Origin of the sequence: Cellulomonas cellasea (assembly GCF_030372105.1) — a bacterium.
GTDB classification, from domain to species: Bacteria; Actinomycetota; Actinomycetes; order Actinomycetales; family Cellulomonadaceae; genus Cellulomonas_A; species Cellulomonas_A cellasea_A.
On sequence record NZ_JAUDBQ010000001.1, the window covers coordinates 18,712 to 33,890 of the forward strand.

Here is a 15,179-nt window from a genome sequence, read left to right on the forward strand (position 1 = left end):
CCCTAGACGTTGAAGCGGAACTCCACCACGTCGCCGTCGTGCATCACGTAGTCCTTGCCCTCGATGCGCGCCTTGCCGGCCGCACGAGCGGCGGCCACTGAGCCCGCGGCCACCAGGTCCTCGAAGCCGATGACCTCGGCCTTGATGAAGCCCTTCTGGAAGTCGGTGTGGATGACGCCCGCGGCCTGCGGGGCCGTCCAGCCCTGGTGGATCGTCCAGGCGCGCGACTCCTTGGGGCCCGCGGTGAGGTACGTCTGCAGGCCGAGGGTGTGGAAGCCGACCTTGGCGAGCTGCTCCAGGCCGGGCACCTCCTGGCCGTTCTCGGCGAGCATCTCCTTGGCCTCGTCGGGCTCGAGCTCCACGAGCTCGGACTCGAACTTCGCGTCGAGGAAGATCGCGTCGGCGGGGGCGACGAACGCGCGCAGGTCCTCCTGCATGGCGGTGTCCGCGAGGCCCGCGTCGTCGGTGTTGAAGACGTAGATGAACGGCTTGGCCGTCATGAGCTGGAGCTGCGCGAGCTGCTCGGGGTCGATGCCCGCGGCCTTCGCGCCCTGGAACAGGGTCTCGCCCTTCTCCAGCACAGCCTGGGCCTGCTGGGCCGCGGTCAGCAGCGCCTGCTCGGCCTTCTTGCCCCGCACCTCCTTCTCGAGGCGGGGCACCGCCTTCTCCAGGGTCTGCAGGTCCGCGAGGATCAGCTCGGTGTTGATCGTCTCGATGTCGTCCTTGGGCGAGACGCGGCCGTCGACGTGCACCACGTCCGGGTCGGCGAACGCGCGGGTGACCTGGCAGATGGCCTCGGCCTCGCGGATGTTCGCGAGGAACTTGTTGCCGAGCCCCTCCCCCTCGCTCGCGCCCTTGACGATGCCCGCGATGTCGACGAACGACACCGTCGCGGGCAGGATGCGCTCGCTGCCGAAGATCTCGGCGAGCTTCTCCAGCCGGGGGTCGGGCAGCGGGACCACGCCGACGTTGGGCTCGATCGTGGCGAACGGGTAGTTCGCCGCGAGCACCTGCGCGCGGGTCAGTGCGTTGAAAAGGGTGGACTTGCCGACGTTGGGCAGGCCGACGATGCCGATGGTGAGTGCCACGTCGGGCAATGCTACGTGGCCAAGCCGAATGCCGGGCCGAGGCGCCGCGTCGAGGCTGCGAGGTCAGGCGAATCCGCGCATCGTCGTGAGCAGCTCCGGAGCCCGCTTGTCGTACTGCGCGCCGCCCATCCGCACTCCCACCACCAGGATGAGGCCGCCCAGTCCCAGCGACACGACGGCCGCGAGCAGGCCCAGCCACACCGCGCCGATGAGCACCGCCGCCACCGCGACGGCTGTGCTCGGCAGCGCCAGCAGGAGGATCCCCGCCATGCCCGCCATCTGCGAGACCATCGCCGCGGTCTGGCTGCCCTGCGGGGTGGAGAACGGGCTCTCCCCGGGCTTCGGCACGGGGTAGACGACGCGCGCCGAGATGAAGCTCGAGACCCCGGTCGCGGTGGCCAGCACCCCGAGGCTGTACCCCGCCACGGGGACGATCAGGTCCCAGCGCCCGGTCAACGCGACCACCACCACCGACATCAGCAGCGTCGCGGGCACGCCGAGCGCCAGCGACGCGCAGACCCGCCCCCACCGGTCCACGGTGCCGCGGATCGGCGCGGCGACGTGCGTCCAGAACGCCGTGCTGTCGTAGGCGACGTCCGCGGCGATGCCCCAGCCGAAGAGCAGCGCCGCGATCGGCGCCGAGAGCAGCAGCGGTGTGTCGCGCCCGCCCAGGAAGAGGAACAGCACCGGCACCAACGGGACCAGGATCACCGCGCCGGCGTACCGGGGGTCGCGCAGCCAGTACGTCAGGCTGCGCGCGGCCACCGCGCCCACCGGCGTCGCCGGGAAGCGGTCGAACCAGCCGAGCCCGCGCGCCTGCGCGCGCGGCCCCTCACGCCGCTCCCCGCCGGTGAGCGCACGGGTCAGCGCCCTGTCCCACACCCACAGCAACGCCGCGAGCGTCGCCAGCCCGATGGCGAGCTTCGCGACCGCGGGACCCCAGTGCCCCGCGGCGACGTCGACGGCGAGCGCCCACGGCGCCCCGAACGGCGTCCAGCCGAGCGTCAGCGCGACCTCCGGGAAAGCGCCCGACATGCTCTCCAGCCCGCTGCCCACCGCGCCCATGATCGGCCCCAGCAGGAACATCGGGATCAGCACCGCGATCGTGGCGAGCTCACGCACCTTGCGACGCGTGACCAAGGGAGCCAGCGCCGTGGTCGTGGCGCGCGAGCCGACGACGCACAGCGCCACCGCGAGCACCGCGCCCACGAGCCCTGCCGCGACAGCCGCGGGCGCCCGCCACCACACCGCGGCGGACGTCAGCGCCACCAGCACCGTCACCAGGCCGGGAATGCCCACCAGGCCCGCGAGCGAGAGCCCGGCCAGCAGCGAGCGCCGCGGCACGGAGAACGTCGTGAACCGCTGCGGGTCGAGCGTCGCGTCCACCCCGAAGGCGACGAGCGGGACGACCCACCAGCCCAGCACCAGGAGGCTCCCGCCCAGCAGCAGGACAGTCGCGGCGAGCTCCTGGTCGGACTGCACGGCCAACGCCACCAGGCCCACCAACAGCAACGCCGCCAAGCCCAGGCCGTACATGAGCCCGACGATCAGGCCGACGACCTGCCATGCCGACCGGCGCAACCCGTTGCGCAGCAGCGCGACCTTCAGCGAGACGAGGTGCGCAACCACGCGAGGCCCTCCCCCGTGCTCCGGCCGCCGACGAGCTCCACGAACCGGTCCTCGAGGCTCGCGCCCGCGCGCACGTCGTCCACGGTGCCCGCCGCCAGCACATGGCCGTTCGCGATCACCGCGACGTGGTCGCACATGCGCTGCACCAGGTCCATCACATGCGAGGACACGATCACCGTGCCGCCCGAGGCGACGTACGACGTGAGGATCTCGCGGATGTTCGCCGCCGAGACCGGGTCGACCGCCTCGAACGGCTCGTCGAGCACCAGCACGCGAGGGGCGTGCACGATGGCGCAGGCCAGCGCGATCTTCTTGGTCATGCCCGCGGAGTACTCGACCACCAGCGTGCGGGCGTCGGCCGTCAGGTCCAGGGCCGCCAGCAGGTCGGTGGCGCGCGCGGCGACCGTCTCCCGGTCCAGCCCGTGCAGCAGGCCCGCGTACGTCACCAGCTGCTCGCCGGTGAGCCGGTCGAACAGCCGCACGCCATCCGGCAGGACGCCCAGCAGCGACTTGCCCTTCACCGGGTCCGCCCACAGGTCCTGGCCGAGCACCATCACCTGGCCGAAGTCGGGGCGCAGCAGGCCCGTGGCCATCGACAGCGATGTCGTCTTGCCGGCGCCGTTCGGGCCCACCAACCCGTAGAACGAGCCAGCGGGAACGGTCAGGTCGATGCCGGCGACGGCGATCTTGGAGCCGAACTTCTTCCACAGGCCGCGCAGTTCCAGCGCGGCGGGAGCGGCTGAGGCGCCCGTGAGTCCCGTCGACGCCGGGGCGTCGGCGACGGGGGCGGGCGGCTGCGGCGGGGCGGGCTCGTGGGCGGCGGTGCTCTCGGTCACGTGGTCAGGCTAGTGGGGCGCTCGACGGGCCGTCCGCGGTTCCGGCGTGTGGGCGGTCCGTGACACGGTGACGCCATGGACATCTTGGCTGTGCTGCTCGCGCTCGTCGTCGGTGTGCTCGGGGGCGCGTTCGCCGCGAGCAGGCGCTCTGCCGCCCAGCTGCGGACCGCGCAGGTGGACACGGCCCGCGCGCAGGCGCAGCTCGCCGCCGAGCGGGATGCGCACGCCGAACGGCTCGCCGGTGTCCGCGAGGACCAGCAGCGGCTCTCCGAGCAGTTCCGCGCCCTGGCCGCCGACGCGCTGACCAGCAACAACGAGCAGTTCCTCGCACTCGCCCATCAGCGGCTGGCGGCGAGCCAGCAGTCGCAAGTCGGGGAGCTGGCGCAGCGCGAGCAGGCGGTGCGCGCGATGGTGGAGCCGCTGAGCCGCACCCTCGACGCGGTGCGCCACGAGCTGACCACCGCCGAGAAGGCCCGGCTCGAGGGGCAGGCGGCGCTCGGCGAGCAGGTGCGGGCGATGCGCGCCTCGTCCGAGCAGCTCCGCGCCGAGACGTCCCAGCTCGTCACGGCGCTGCGCTCCTCGCAGGTGCGCGGGCGGTGGGGCGAGCAGCAGCTCCGGCGCGTGGTGGAGTCGGCCGGGATGCTCGCGAACGTCGACTTCGTCGAGCAGGACCAGGTGCGCACCGACGACGGCCTGCTGCGACCCGACATGGTGGTCAAGCTCGCCGGGGGGAAGAACGTGGTGGTCGACGCGAAGGTCGCCTTCCTCGGCTTCCTCGAGGCGAGCCAGGCCGCCGACGAGTCCGTCCGGGCGGCCCGGCTCAAGGCCCACGCCCGGCATGTGCGGGCGCATGTCGACGACCTCGCCGCCAAGCGGTACTGGGACCAGTTCGCCCCGGCCCCCGAATTCGTCGTCATGTTCGTGCCGGCCGAGGCGTTCCTGCACGCGGCCGTCGAGGAGGACCCGACGATCGTCGAGCACGCCTTCGAGCGCAACGTCGTCATCGCCACGCCCATGACGCTGCTCGCGATGCTCCGCACCATCGCCTACGCCTGGCGTCAGGACGCCCTCGCGTCCAACGCCCAGCAGGTGCTCACCCTCGGCAAGGAGCTGCACGGGCGGCTGGCGACGATGGGATCCCACCTGGCCAAGCTCGGCCGGTCCATCGACGCGGCCGCGGGCGCGTACAACCAGACGGTGTCCTCGCTGGAGACTCGTGTGCTGGTGAGCGCCCGCCGGTTCGCCGACCTGCGGGTCGTCGACGGCGACCTGGCCACGCCGCCCGCCGCCAACCCCCAGCTCAGCGCCGTCAGCGCACCCGAGCTGCTCGCCTCCGCGAGCGAGCGCTACGTCGCCCTCGACGAGCTCGACAGCGCCGCCGGGCGCTGACCCGCCCGCCGCCCGGAGAGCTAGGCGGCGGGCGGATCAGCGTTGTTCGAGAATCAGCGCTGTTCGGGCATCAGAGCGGCTGGATGCTCAGGTCGCGGCGCGAGCCCCGGCGCGGGGTGCTCACATTGACGCCCATCCGCTTGAGGTCCGAGGCCAGTTCGCGCGGCAGCGAGAACATCAGGTCCTCGGTGGCCGTGCGGACCTCCTCGACCTCGCCGAAGCCGTGCTCGGCCAGCAGGTCCAGCACGTCGCGGACCAGGATCTCGGGCACCGACGCGCCGGAGGTGAGGCCCACAGTGGTGGCGCCCTCCAGCCAGGCGGGGTCGATCTCGGCGGCGCGGTCCACCCGGTAGGACGAGCGGGCCCCGGCGTCCAGGGCCACCTCGACCAGGCGCACCGAGTTCGACGAGTTCGCCGAGCCCACGGTGATGACCACGTCGCAGTCCGGCGCCAGCTTCTTCACTGCGACCTGGCGGTTCTGGGTGGCGTAGCAGATGTCGTCCGAGGGCGGGTCCTGCAGCGTCGGGAACCGCTCGCGCAGCCGCCGCACCGTCTCCATCGTCTCGTCCACGGACAGCGTGGTCTGCGAGATCCACACCACCTTGTCCGGGTCGCGGACCACCACGTCGTCGACGTCCGCCGGGGAGTTGACCACCTGGATGTGCTCGGGGGCCTCGCCCTGCGTGCCCTCGACCTCCTCGTGGCCGGTGTGCCCGATCAGCAGGATGTCGTAGTCGTCGGAGGCGAACCGCACGGCCTCCTTGTGCACCTTGGTCACCAGCGGGCAGGTCGCGTCGATGGTCTGCAAGGAGCGCTCGGCCGCCGCGGCGTGCACCGCCGGGGAGACGCCGTGCGCGGAGAACACGACCCGGGCGCCCTCGGGCACCTCGTCGGTCTCATCCACGAAAATCGCGCCGCGGGCCGCGAGGGTCTCCACGACGTACTTGTTGTGCACGATCTCCTTGCGCACGTAGATCGGGGCGCCGTAGTGGTCGAGGGCTTTCTCGACGGCGATGACGGCACGGTCGACTCCGGCGCAGTAGCCGCGTGGCGCGGCCAGCAGCACACGCTTGCGAACGGGCGAGGGCAACGAGGTGGTCACGCCCGCCAGTCTAGGCAGGCCCCGTGACCACCCGCCCCGCCCGGCGCCGCCCCGCCACAGACCCGTCACCAGCCCACCGCGTCTCCCAGGCCGCCGTGGCCGGCATCGGCGTGCGGCGGCCGCTGCCGGGCATGTCTCCGGCGCATGACAGGCTGGTCGGGTGCAGATCAGGAACACGGGACAGGGGCGTGACGCATGAGCGCGGGCGAGGGCCAGGCCGGCGGCGGGCTCCCCGCGAGGGCGCTGGACACCACGGCGGAGAACCCGTGGCCGGTGCGGTTGCTGTCGTCGAAGATCGCCGACTACGTGGCGCGGATGGCCCCCGTGTGGGTCGAGGGCCAGGTGGTGCAGCTCAACCGGCGCCCCGGCTCGGGCATCGCGTTCCTCACGCTGCGTGACACCGACGCGGACATGTCCCTGCCGGTGTCGATGCCTGCGGGGGTGCTGGCCGCCGCGACGACGTCGGTGCAGGAGGGCGCGCATGTGGTGGTGCACGCCAAGCCGGTGTTCTGGACGAAGCGCGGCACGCTCCAACTCAACGCGGACGCGGTGCGGGCGATCGGCGTGGGGGAACTGCTGGCCCGCATCGAGCACCTCAAGCGCGTGCTCGCCGCGGAGGGGCTGTTCGACGCGGACCGGAAGGTAGCGCTGCCGTTCCTGCCCCGTGTGGTCGGCCTGGTGTGCGGGCGCGAGTCGAAAGCCGAGCATGACGTGGTGGTGAACGCCCGGGCCCGCTGGCCGCAGGTCGAGTTCGTCATCCGCGAGGTCGCGGTGCAGGGCGTGGGCGCCGTCGCGCAGGTCAGCGCGGCCATCGCCGAGCTCGACGCGCGCCCCGACGTCGAGGTGATCGTGGTGGCCCGCGGCGGTGGCGCCGTGGAGGACCTGCTCCCGTTCAGCAACGAGACGCTGGTCCGCGCCGCGGCGGCCTGCCGCACCCCGCTGGTCAGCGCCATCGGCCACGAGACGGACACGCCGCTGCTGGACCTGGTCGCCGACTACCGGGCGTCCACCCCCACCGACGCGGCCAAGCGGATCGTGCCCGACGTGGGCGAGGAGCGGGCCCGGCTGACGCAGGCCCGGGGCCGGATGCGCGCGGCGCTGACGCACCGGGTGGTGCGGGAGCGCGCCGGGTTGGAGGCGTTGCGCTCGCGCCCGGTGCTCGCGCAGCCCGGGACGCTCGTCGACATGCGCGAGCATGACGTGCACCGTGCGCGGGACACCGCCCGGCGTTCGCTGGACCTGCTGCTGAGCCGCGCGGCGGGGCAGACCGAGCGGCTCGCGGCGCAGGTGCGCGCGCTGTCGCCCGCGGCGACCCTCGAGCGCGGTTACGCGGTGGTGCAGCGCGGTGATGGCGCCGTGGTCCGCGACCCCGCGGAGGTCGCGGAAGGGGACGCTCTGCGGGTGCGGGTGGCCCTCGGCGAGTTGCGCGCGGCGGTGACCTCGACAGAGGTTCGCGGGACGTCGGCGGCGGCTGGTTGACTGGTCCCGTGCCGAAGACCACTGCCTCCGAGTCCCCCGCCCCCGACGACGCCCTCGCCGCGCTGAGCTACGAGGAGGCGCGTGACGAGCTGATCGCCGTCGTCGCCCGGCTCGAGGCCGGCGGCGCCAGCTTGGAGGAGTCGCTCCTGCTGTGGGAGCGCGGCGAGGCGCTGGCGAACCGCTGCCAGCAGTGGCTAGACGGCGCCCGTGAGCGCCTCTCGGCCGCGCAGGGCCTGGACCGCCCGGCCGACGCCGACGAGGAGGACGCGCGATGAGCCCGGCACCCGGTCGCGCGCTGGTGGTCGGCGAGGCCCTCGTCGACGTGGTGCGCCGCCCTGACGGCACGATCGGCGAGCACGTCGGCGGCAGCCCCGCCAACGTCGCCCTCGGCCTGGCCAGGCTCGGCCGGGCCGCGGAGCTGCTCACCTGGATCGGGCCCGACGCGTACGGCGCGTTGGTGAACCGCCACCTCGACGCCTCGGGCGTCCGGGTGCTGCAGGGCGCCGAGTCGGCGATCTCGACCTCCATCGCGACGGCGACCCTCGACGAGGAGGGCGTCGCCACCTACGACTTCGACCTCGACTGGAATCTCCCCAGCACCTGGGAGGAGTCGCCGGAGCCGCCGCTGGTGCTGCACACCGGCTCGATCGCGGCAGTGCTCGAGCCTGGGGCGGCGAAGGTCGCGCGGCTCGTCGAGGCCCGGCGCCCGACGTCGACCATCACCTACGACCCGAACCTGCGCCCCGCCCTGATGGGCTCCCCCGAGCAGGCGCTGCCGGTGGTCGAGGCGCTGGTGCTGCAGTCCGACGTGGTGAAGGTCAGCGACGAGGACCTCGCGTGGCTGCTGCCCGGCATCGCCCCCGCGGAGATCGCCGAGGAGTGGACCCGCCGCGGCCCGTCGCTCGTGGTCGTCACCCACGGCGGCAAGGGCGCGTTCGCGTCGACCAACTCCGGGGCACGGCTGATGGTGGCCGCCCCGACGGTCACGGTGGCGGACACCGTGGGCGCCGGGGACTCGTTCATGTCCGGGCTCATCGACGGGCTGTGGAGTGCCGGGCTGCTGGGCGCCGAGCGCCGGGACGCGCTGCGCGACGTGCCGCCGGAGACGGTGGAGGCCATCCTGGAACGGTGCGCGAGGATCGCGGCGATCACCGTGTCGCGGCCGGGCGCCAACCCGCCGACGGCTGCCGAGCTCGGCGAGGGCTGAGCTCGGCGAAGGCTGAGCTCGGCGAAGGCTGAGGTCAGTCGACGACGGCTGGGCTCCATCGACGAAGGGGACGGTGCACTGCGATGACCGATGACGTCGAGGCGTACTTCGCCTCCGCACCCGAGCCCCATCGGACGACGCTGCTGGCCATGCGCGCCACACTCGCCGAGCTGCTCCCCGAGGCGGTCGAGACGATCTCCTACGGCCTGCCGACCTTCACCGTGGGCGGCAAGGGCGTGGCGGGGATCGGCTTCGCGGCCCGGCACTGCCAGTACCTGCCGATGAGCGGCGCCGTGACGACCACCCTGGCGGACCAGTTGACGGGGTACTCCACGTCGAAGGGCGCCGTGCGAGTGCCCGTGGACGCGCCGCTTCCGCGCGAGCTCCTCGCCGCGCTCGTCGAGGCCCGGCTGACGGAGATCGCGGCGAAGCGCGGCTGACCGGCCCCGGGTCAGCGCAGGCACGGCGGGCGCCCGGGCCGCTCAGCCGCGGGCGGCCAGGGCCCCGACCTGGCGCTCGTCGAGCTCGACGAGCGCCAGCAGCACCAGCGCCGACGTCCAAGACAGCGGGGCCACCTCCGCCGGTTGCCCGTTCCACAGCACCTTCTCGGGAAGCGACCCGGCGGCGGTGCGGTGCGCGTCCAGCCAGGCCAACCACCCGGTCGCCTGCACGTCGTCACCGGAGGCCGCGGCCGCGAGCGCGAACAGCGCCGTCTGCGGCGTCCACGAGATCCCGTCGCTGTGCCAGCCCTCCCCCGGCGCGAGCCCTCCGGCGGGACGGCTCATGACCACGGCGGCCCGCTCCCATGCGGCGCGGACCTCGGCGTCGGCGGGGGCGAACGGCGGCATCAGGAACGCGACGCTCGCGTCGAGCAGCGCGCCGCCCGCATGCCGCGGGTACCCGTGCGCCGCGAAGTCCCGGTGCACGGCGCCCTCCAGCAGCGCCTCGAGAGCGGCCCCACGGGCGGCCAGCTCACCGGTCCACTGCGCTTGGGCGCCTCGGGGCGCGGCGCCGGCCAGCTCCTGGACTGAGCGCGCCCCGAGCAGCAGGGCGCTGATCGAGCCGAGGGTGACGCCGGTCTCCGGGACCTCCCAGTAGTCCGGGCTGGGCTTGGGCGACCCGGTCATCGGGTCGATGGACGCCTCGATCGCGTCGACGGCTCGGGTGAGCGCGGGCCGCAGCCGGGAGAGCACCGACGCGCGGCCGTCCTCGGGCGCCTGCTCCAGCCACTCGGCGGCCGCCCAGAGGAACCACCCGTCGCCGTCGAGCTGGACGCCGCGGTCGTCCGGTGGCAGCCCGCTGCCGTCGGTCGCGTACCGGGCCTGGAACGTCCCGTCCGCAGACTGCAGGTCGGCCAGGTGCAGCAGGATGCGGGCTGCGTCGTCGGTGTGGCCGGTGCGGCTGAGCGCCACCGCGGCGAAGCTCGCGTCCCGCGGCCAGGTGTACCGCCAGGCGCCGTTCGGGGCGGCGAGCAGCGCGCCGTCCTCCAACAGCATGGTGTCGAGGTCGAGGAGCGCCTGCCGGGCCATGTCCTTGTGATCCTCGGGCCCGGGCACGTCGCCCGACGCGAGCCATCGGCGCTGCTCGTCCGCGAGTGCCGCTGACGCCGCGTGCTCGGCGCCGCCCTCCTGGGTCAGCAGCACGTTCGTGCCCGCGAAGCGCTGGACTGTGTCGCCCGCACGCACGGCCACCACGCCGGTGGGCGTGAGCACCGCGGTCTGCGACTTCAGCGCCCGCACGTCGAAGCGCGCGCGCTCCACCGAGGGCGCCGGGAACCCCGCGACGATGATGACCGCGGCCAGCCCGCTGACGCCCAGCAGGCGCATGCTGGCGCGGCGGGATCCCGCCCGGTGACCAGGGGCTCCGTCCAGCGGGGCCGGAGGTGTCGATGCGCCCCGTCGCCCGCCCATGCGCCCCACCTTATCGACGCGGGCGCGCCCGGCCGCTCGGTCAGCTCGCCGCGGAGAGCCGGGCCGCTGCCCGTTCCAGCGCCGCCTTGCGGTCCTGCTCGTTCTGGTCGTCGAGGGCCCGCACCGCTTCCTCGTTGTAGGTGAGGTTGTCCCAGGTCTCGGGGTCGAAGATGAGCATCCGCGCGGGGTCGAACCACAGCGCGTGCGTGTCACCGTCCCGCACGCGCGACTCCGAGCTGAGGGCCGCGACGAGCTGGGTGCGCATGCTCTCCCCGTCGAGGTCGCGGTCGAGCTCGTCGAGCTTGGCGGCGACGTCGGGGTGCGTCTCGAACGGCACGTAGGCGTACAGCTCGGAGCCCAGCCACTCGATGACGTCCACCACCGCGTCGAAGGTCACGCCGGACTCGCGCTTGTGCTCCTCGAGCAGTGCCGCGTCGACGAAGTGGTCGGGGCGGATGCCGACGATCACGAGGCGCCGGTCGCCGAGCCGCTCCCGCAGCTCGGGGGTCATCGGCACGTCCGCGATGGGCAGGCGCAGCACGTCGCCCTCGACCTCGCCGGGCAGGAAGTTCATCGGCGGGGATCCGATGAACCCGGCGACGAACAGGTTGACGGGCTGCTCGTAGAGGCCGCGCGGGCTGGCGATCTGCTGCAGCTCGCCCTTGCGGAGCACCGCCACCCGGTCGCCCAGCGTCATGGCCTCCGTCTGGTCGTGGGTGACGTAGACCGTGGTGATGCCGAGTGAGCGTTGCAGCCGGGAGATCTCGGTGCGCATCTGCCCGCGCAGCTTCGCGTCGAGGTTCGACAGCGGCTCGTCGAACAGGAACGCGCGGGCGTCGCGCACGATCGCGCGGCCCATCGCCACCCGCTGCCGCTGCCCGCCGGACAGGTTCGCCGGCTTGCGGTCCAGGTGGTCCTGCAGCTCCAGGGTCTCGGCGGCGAACCGCACCTTCTCCCGGATCTGCTCCTCGGTGAACTGGCCGCGCTCGAGCCGCAGCGGGAACGCGATGTTCTCGAACACCGTCAGGTGCGGGTACAGCGCGTAGTTCTGGAAGACCATCGCCAGGCGGCGTTTGCGGGGCGCCTCCTCGTTGACGCGCTCGCCGTCGATGAGCAGGTCGCCGGAGGTGATGTCCTCGAGGCCCACGATCATCCGCAGCAGCGTGGACTTCCCGCAGCCCGACGGCCCGACGAGGATGACGAACTCGCCCTCGGCGATGTCCAGGCTCACGCCCTTCACGGCGAGGTAGCCGTCGCCGTACACCTTGACGATGTCCTTGAGGGTGATGGAGGCCATGTGCTTCTCCTCGAGAGGGGTGGGGCGGCGTCAGCCCTTGACGGCGCCCTGGGTGAGGCCGGCGACGATCTGCCGCTGGAACAGCAGGACGAGGATGACGACGGGGATGGTGACGACCACCGCCGCGGCGGAGATCGCGCCGGTCGGCTCCTCGAACTGCGAGGCGCCGGTGAAGAACGCGAGCGCCGCCGGCACGGGCCGGGCCCGGTCGGTGGACGTCAGCGAGATGCCGTAGACGAAGTCGTTCCACGCGATGAAGAACGCGATCAGCGCCGTGGTGAAGACGCCCGGGGCTGCCAGCGGGACGATCGCCTTGCGGAACGCCTGCCAGCTCGTGGCGCCGTCCACCTGCGCGGCCTGCTCCAGCTCCCAGGGGATCTGCCGGAAGAACGCCGCGAGCGTCCAGATGGAGATCGGCAGCGTCAGCGACAGGTACGGGATGATCAGGCCGAGCCATGTGTCGTAGAGGCCGATGTTGCGCCACAGGTTGAACAGCGGCGTGACGATCGAGATGGCCGGGAAGATCGACACCCCGAGCGCTGCGGTCAGGATGAGCCGCTTGCCGGGGAAGTCGAGCCGGCCGATGGCGTACGCCGCGAGCGTGGCCAGCACCACCGCGACGGCCGTGGCGATCAGCGAGATGCCGATGGAGTTGCGCAGCGCAGACAGGAACAGGGTCTTCGCGTCGCCCACCAAGATCTGCTCGTAGTTGCTGGTGGTCCAGGTCTTGGGCCAGAACAGCCCGAGGTTGAGCTGGCTGGGCAGCTTGAACGACGTCGCGAAGATCGACACCACCGGGAACAGCGCCCACAGCAGCACCAGCACGGAGATCACGGCCCACCAGAAGCGTTGCCGGCCCGTCAGCGTCCCGGTCATCGCTACTCCCCTCTCGCGCTGGCGAGGTCGACCTTGAAGAGCTTGATCGCGACCCAGCAGATGAGGATCACGCACAGGAAGAGCAGCACCGAGATCGCGGAGCCGAGCCCGATCTCGAGCCGGCCGATCGACGTCTTGTAGGCCAGCAGGGACAGCACAGTGGTGCCGTTGGCGCCGTTGGTCATGATGAACACGTTGTCGAAGATGCGGAACGCGTCCAGGGCCCGGAACAGGACGGCCACCATGATCGCGGCCTTCATGTTGGGGATGATCACGCGCCGGAACCGCTGCCACGCGGTGGCGCCGTCCACCTCCGCGGCCTCCTCGAGGTCGCCGGGCACCTGCGCCAGCCCGGAGAGCAGCAGCAGCGAGATGAACGGCGTCGTCTTCCAGATCTCGGAGGCGATGATCACGAACAGGCTGGTGCCGGTCTGCGCGAACCAGTTGAGGTCCGGGGAGATGCCCGGCACCCAGTCGAACCAGTGGTTGACGTACCCGGAGTTGATGTCGAACGCGTAGAACCACGCGAACGCCGAGACGACGGTGATGATCCCGTACGGCACCAGGATCGCGGTGCGCAGCAGGCCCCGCAGGCGCCGGATCGCGCGGTGCATCACCAGGGCCAGCGCGAAGCCCAGGATGAGCTCCACGATCACCGTCACCACGGTGATGAACAGCGTCACCCCCACCGACTGCCAGAACAGCCCGTCGCGCAGGATCACCCAGTAGTTCTCGAACCAGATGAACGCCTTGTCGTCGGGCGTCGTCAGCCGGTACCGGAACAGCGAGTCGTAGAAGGCCTGCAGGATCGGGTACAGCGTGACGGCCAGCATGATGACGAACGCCGGCCCCGCGAGGTACCACCCGAGCCGCGCCTCCGCCTTGGTGCGGTCGCTGTGCGCGGCCTTCGCCTTCTGCTCCGCGTCGGTGGCGCCGGGCTCCCGGTGCCGGCCGCGCTCACGTGTCGCATCGGTGCTCACAGGAGTCGCTCCCCTCGCAGCACGGCCGTGATGAAGTCCGTCGACCGCCGCGGCGTCGAGTCGGGGTCGACTGACGACGGCGGGTGCCAGGTCTCCTGCAAGCCGATGGAGACGTCGTTGTAGTACGGCGTCTGGGGCCGTGGGACTGCCTGCTCGAGCGACTCGCGGATGACGGGCGCCATCGGGTAGGCCTCGAGCACCGCGGCGTCGGTGTAGGCGGCGGTGTTCGACGCCGGGTTGCCGTTGGTGGCGAAGTAGTAGGCCTGGTGCTCAGGCGTCACGATGCACTCCGCCGCCTGGTACGCCAGGTCGGTGTGCTTGCTGAACGCCCCGACCCCCAGGTTGATGCCGCCGTAGGGCGTGCCCGCCGGGGTGGCGGCGTCCACGCGGGGGTACAGGGCCCAGCCGATGTCGTCGAGCAGGGCCTGCGTGAGCGTGCCGTCCTCGACGCCGGCCTTGGTGGCCGACCAGACGAACGGCCAGTTCACCATGAACGAGCCCTTGTCCCCCTGGAACACCGACAGGCCCGCGTTCTCGTCCTCGGTGGGCAGCCCCGGGCCGCCGAGGCCCTCCTTGCCGATGGTGCCGATGATGCGCGCCGCCTCCCGGCCGGCGTCCGACTCCAGGCCGAGCTCGAGGTCTTGCGCGTCGGCGGTGGGGTTCACCACGATCTCCCCGCCCGCCGAGGCGACCAGCGCGTTGATCCACACCGTGAGCGACTCGGCCTTGGTCCCCTGGACTGCCAGGTACACGTCCTGGGTGCGCACCGCGTCGATGAGCTGGTCCCAGGTCACCGGCTGGGTCATGTCGAGCCCCGCGGCCGCCGCCACCGACTTCCGGTACCAGAGCAGCTGGGTGTTCGCCCAGAACGGCACCGTGACGAGCTCGTCCTTCCAGGTCGCCCCCGCGAGCGCTCCGGCCACGACGTCCTGGGTCACCCGATCCTTGACGTCGTCCGGCACGGGCGCCAGGAAGCCCGGCTCGGCCAGCTCGGGGATGAACGGCGGGTCCAGGCTCATCAGGTCGATCGAGGAGTCCTTCGCCGCGAGCCGCCGCGCGAGCTGCTCGCGCTGCGAGCTGGCGTCGCGGGGAAGCACCGACACCTCGATCGTGTAAGCCCCGTCGGCCGCCTCGGTGCACTCCTTGGCGATCTGCGCCTGTCCGCCGTCGTCTGGGTTGATGTACCACGTGAGCGTTGGCGCGCTGGACCCGGAGTCCCCACACGCCGCGAGCCCTCCGACGACCGCGATCGCGACCGCCGTGCTGACCAGCCTCGTTCGTCGTCGCACGCTGCCCCCCCGCTGCTGCGCGGCACTGAACTCAAGGACTACACCCCGGTTTGTCCCTCTGCCACTCGGGCGCGGGTGGGCGCGGGGCGACCACATC

Annotated in this window: 14 protein-coding genes; 5 read left to right on the forward strand and 9 right to left on the reverse strand. The window is 72.4% G+C overall.

Features of this window, described 5'->3' with window-relative positions; all coding sequences use genetic code 11:
* Positions 1-2: 2 nt before the first annotated feature.
* The 3 genes from ychF to QUV83_RS00090 form a co-directional block, all read right to left on the reverse strand.
* Entirely contained in the window at positions 3-1,088 is a 1,086-nt protein-coding gene (gene ychF, locus QUV83_RS00080) for a redox-regulated ATPase YchF (protein WP_289561550.1), read from the reverse strand.
* Positions 1,089-1,151: 63 nt separating this feature from the next.
* Positions 1,152-2,717, reverse strand: coding sequence for a hypothetical protein (locus QUV83_RS00085; protein ID WP_289561551.1), 1,566 nt, complete (start codon positions 2,715-2,717; stop codon positions 1,152-1,154).
* A complete protein-coding gene (locus QUV83_RS00090) occupies positions 2,693-3,553 on the reverse strand; it encodes an ABC transporter ATP-binding protein (protein ID WP_436231853.1) in 861 nt (286 codons plus the stop codon). Before QUV83_RS00090 ends, QUV83_RS00085 begins: the two co-directional genes overlap by 25 nt.
* A 75-nt stretch (positions 3,554-3,628) precedes the next feature.
* Here QUV83_RS00090 and rmuC point away from each other — a divergent pair, with 75 nt between their 5' ends.
* Positions 3,629-4,942 (forward strand): DNA recombination protein RmuC, encoded by a 1,314-nt coding sequence (gene rmuC / locus QUV83_RS00095; RefSeq protein ID WP_289561552.1) that lies wholly within the window; start codon positions 3,629-3,631, stop codon positions 4,940-4,942.
* Between the two features lie 70 nt (positions 4,943-5,012).
* On the opposite strand, the gene QUV83_RS00100 is transcribed toward rmuC, so the two are convergent.
* Positions 5,013-6,044, reverse strand: a complete 1,032-nt coding sequence (locus QUV83_RS00100; protein ID WP_289561553.1) for a 4-hydroxy-3-methylbut-2-enyl diphosphate reductase — start codon at positions 6,042-6,044, stop codon at positions 5,013-5,015.
* Between the two features lie 195 nt (positions 6,045-6,239).
* On the opposite strand from QUV83_RS00100, the gene xseA reads away from it, so the two are divergent.
* The 4 genes from xseA (at position 6,240) to QUV83_RS00120 (ending at position 9,170) form a co-directional block, all read left to right on the forward strand.
* A complete protein-coding gene (gene xseA / locus QUV83_RS00105) occupies positions 6,240-7,523 on the forward strand; it encodes an exodeoxyribonuclease VII large subunit (protein ID WP_289561554.1) in 1,284 nt (427 codons plus the stop codon).
* Positions 7,524-7,531: 8 nt separating this feature from the next.
* On the forward strand, positions 7,532-7,798 hold the full coding sequence (locus QUV83_RS00110; protein ID WP_289561555.1) for an exodeoxyribonuclease VII small subunit: 267 nt from the start codon (positions 7,532-7,534) through the stop codon (positions 7,796-7,798).
* A complete protein-coding gene (locus QUV83_RS00115; RefSeq protein WP_289561556.1) occupies positions 7,795-8,730 on the forward strand; it encodes a carbohydrate kinase family protein in 936 nt (311 codons plus the stop codon). The genes QUV83_RS00110 and QUV83_RS00115 overlap by 4 nt, the downstream gene beginning before the upstream one ends.
* An 83-nt stretch (positions 8,731-8,813) precedes the next feature.
* Entirely contained in the window at positions 8,814-9,170 is a 357-nt protein-coding gene (locus QUV83_RS00120) for an iron chaperone (RefSeq protein WP_289561557.1), read from the forward strand.
* A 42-nt stretch (positions 9,171-9,212) separates the two neighbouring features.
* Here the strand turns inward: QUV83_RS00120 and QUV83_RS00125 are convergent, their stop codons facing one another.
* From QUV83_RS00125 to QUV83_RS00145, 5 genes are all read right to left on the reverse strand, one after another.
* A complete protein-coding gene (locus QUV83_RS00125) occupies positions 9,213-10,556 on the reverse strand; it encodes a glycoside hydrolase family 15 (RefSeq protein ID WP_289561558.1) in 1,344 nt (447 codons plus the stop codon).
* Positions 10,557-10,680: 124 nt separating this feature from the next.
* Entirely contained in the window at positions 10,681-11,937 is a 1,257-nt protein-coding gene (locus QUV83_RS00130; RefSeq protein ID WP_289561559.1) for an ABC transporter ATP-binding protein, read from the reverse strand.
* A gap of 30 nt (positions 11,938-11,967) precedes the next feature.
* Positions 11,968-12,813: a carbohydrate ABC transporter permease gene (locus tag QUV83_RS00135; RefSeq protein WP_289561560.1), complete on the reverse strand. Its 846-nt coding sequence runs from the start codon at positions 12,811-12,813 to the stop codon at positions 11,968-11,970.
* Between the two features lie 2 nt (positions 12,814-12,815).
* Positions 12,816-13,793 (reverse strand): carbohydrate ABC transporter permease, encoded by a 978-nt coding sequence (locus QUV83_RS00140; protein ID WP_289561561.1) that lies wholly within the window; start codon positions 13,791-13,793, stop codon positions 12,816-12,818.
* A complete protein-coding gene (locus QUV83_RS00145; protein WP_289561562.1) occupies positions 13,790-15,082 on the reverse strand; it encodes a sugar ABC transporter substrate-binding protein in 1,293 nt (430 codons plus the stop codon). The genes QUV83_RS00140 and QUV83_RS00145 overlap by 4 nt, the downstream gene beginning before the upstream one ends.
* Between the last annotated feature and the right edge of the window lie 97 nt (positions 15,083-15,179).